This window comes from Peptoniphilus sp. HMSC062D09, assembly GCF_001811425.1.
Taxonomy (GTDB): domain Bacteria; phylum Bacillota; class Clostridia; order Tissierellales; family Peptoniphilaceae; genus Peptoniphilus_A.
On record NZ_KV804684.1, the window covers coordinates 1 to 1,505 of the forward strand.

The following is a 1,505-nucleotide window of genomic DNA, read 5'->3' on the forward strand; positions in this document are numbered from 1 at the left end:
CAAGGCTCATTGAATTAGGGATTTTAGAAAAACTAATTTAGAGAGTCTTTAGGTGGCAAGAAAAACGGCTGTGAGTTAAATTCTCATAGCCGTTTCATTAATTCTTATAATTTTCTGCCTGCTCTAAAACCATATCAAAAACTTCTTCGCTCCATTGAGGAGGATATCCATTTTCGTAAAGTAAAATGACTAAACCAATTTTTAATTGGGACTTTATGTCATTTCTATTTGACCAGTCTGTGTATTGAGCTTTATCGTTCACAAGTTCTTTAATCTTTTTTGCTAAGACAATACACTTTTCATTTTCATACTCATTTAACTCTTCCTCTCAATGATATTAAAGATATGTTCATAGGCAAAATCTGTGGTCCTCTCCATGCCAAAATCATCAATGATGAGGAGTTTTTTATCATTTTTTATCCTACGATAAATATCGCCATATACAGATTTGGATCATTTACATCCACTTCCTTAATTCTAGTTTCTGCTTGATATATTTGGAAGTAGATTTTGCCATCTGTTCTGTCATATAAAACATCGTAAGGTCCTATTGTGTATCTATAAAACTTAGATACTTCGCCAATGTAGATCATTCTATTGATATCTTTTTCGATTAATTTTATGTCATCGTCAAATCTACCCGGCTCGTCCTTTGCTTTTTCCTTCATAACTTTTTCAAAATTCTTTAGACCTTCAAGACATTTCTCCTTAACTAGCTTCATTGCGTCATCCGAGCTAATATTGTCCTTGTACTCGTGCTTTTCATCAATTATGACATTTCTTAAGCTTCTTTCAATAGTCTTATCTTGAGTTATAGGCATATTAGTGTCGTAGAATTTTTTAAAGTCCTTAGCTAGACCTTCAGTCACTACAGCACTTTCGGCAAGATTTTTTTCAACAAAACTTGCTAAAACATAACTGCGATCTTTGAAAATCTTAGCATTAGAATCATCTTTGCCAATGGCAACTCTTAAATTTTTATCATCCTTTACAAGAGTAACTTTTCTTTCTTTATTATTCCAGCCAACTTCGTAGCCAAGCTTTTCAGCAATAAGCCTTAGTGGTAGCATTGCCTTGCCGCCGTCCATGATTACATCAGCTTCAGGAATTATCTCTCCATTGATGAATAATATAGTTCCATTCTTAACAGGATAAGTTTTGTCAGCGATACATATAATGGCATCTTCAGCTCCCCTATCAGTTCCAAAACTAATTTCCTTTGCACCAGTCTCATCAAGCTTCGCCATAGAAATGCTCATAGACATGGACAAAACTAGCACAAATACTAAAAGAAATGATAAAAACTTTTTCATAATAAACCTCCTTTTATCACTTTTTATTACTTTGCTTATTTATACTATATACCCACGCAAGTGTAAATAAATGGTTTATCTTAATATTTAACAAATTTATAATAAAGCATCAAAAAAGCTCTCACAGAAGTGAAAGCTTTTAATAAATCTTCTTCTATAATGTATTGTTCAAACTCTTATAATTCTTCTTCC

2 protein-coding genes and 1 pseudogene are annotated in these 1,505 nt (G+C 32.6%); all 3 read right to left on the bottom strand.

What is annotated here, in order from left to right:
- Positions 1-97 precede the first annotated feature (97 nt).
- Positions 98-262: a type I restriction enzyme endonuclease domain-containing protein gene (locus HMPREF2801_RS08985; protein WP_246829947.1), complete on the bottom strand. Its 165-nt coding sequence runs from the start codon at positions 260-262 to the stop codon at positions 98-100.
- A 59-nt stretch (positions 263-321) separates the two neighbouring features.
- Positions 322-414: pseudogene (locus tag HMPREF2801_RS09410) on the bottom strand (DNA replication protein); the annotation flags it as partial.
- A gap of 2 nt (positions 415-416) precedes the next feature.
- Positions 417-1,313 (bottom strand): copper amine oxidase N-terminal domain-containing protein, encoded by an 897-nt coding sequence (locus tag HMPREF2801_RS00260; protein WP_070609906.1) that lies wholly within the window; start codon positions 1,311-1,313, stop codon positions 417-419.
- Positions 1,314-1,505: the final 192 nt, after the last annotated feature.

Excerpts from the sequence above, each read along its gene's own strand:
- HMPREF2801_RS00260 (WP_070609906.1), bottom strand. The coding sequence starts at position 1,313 with ATGAAAAAGTTTTTATCATTTCTTTTAGTATTTGTGCTAGTTTTGTCC.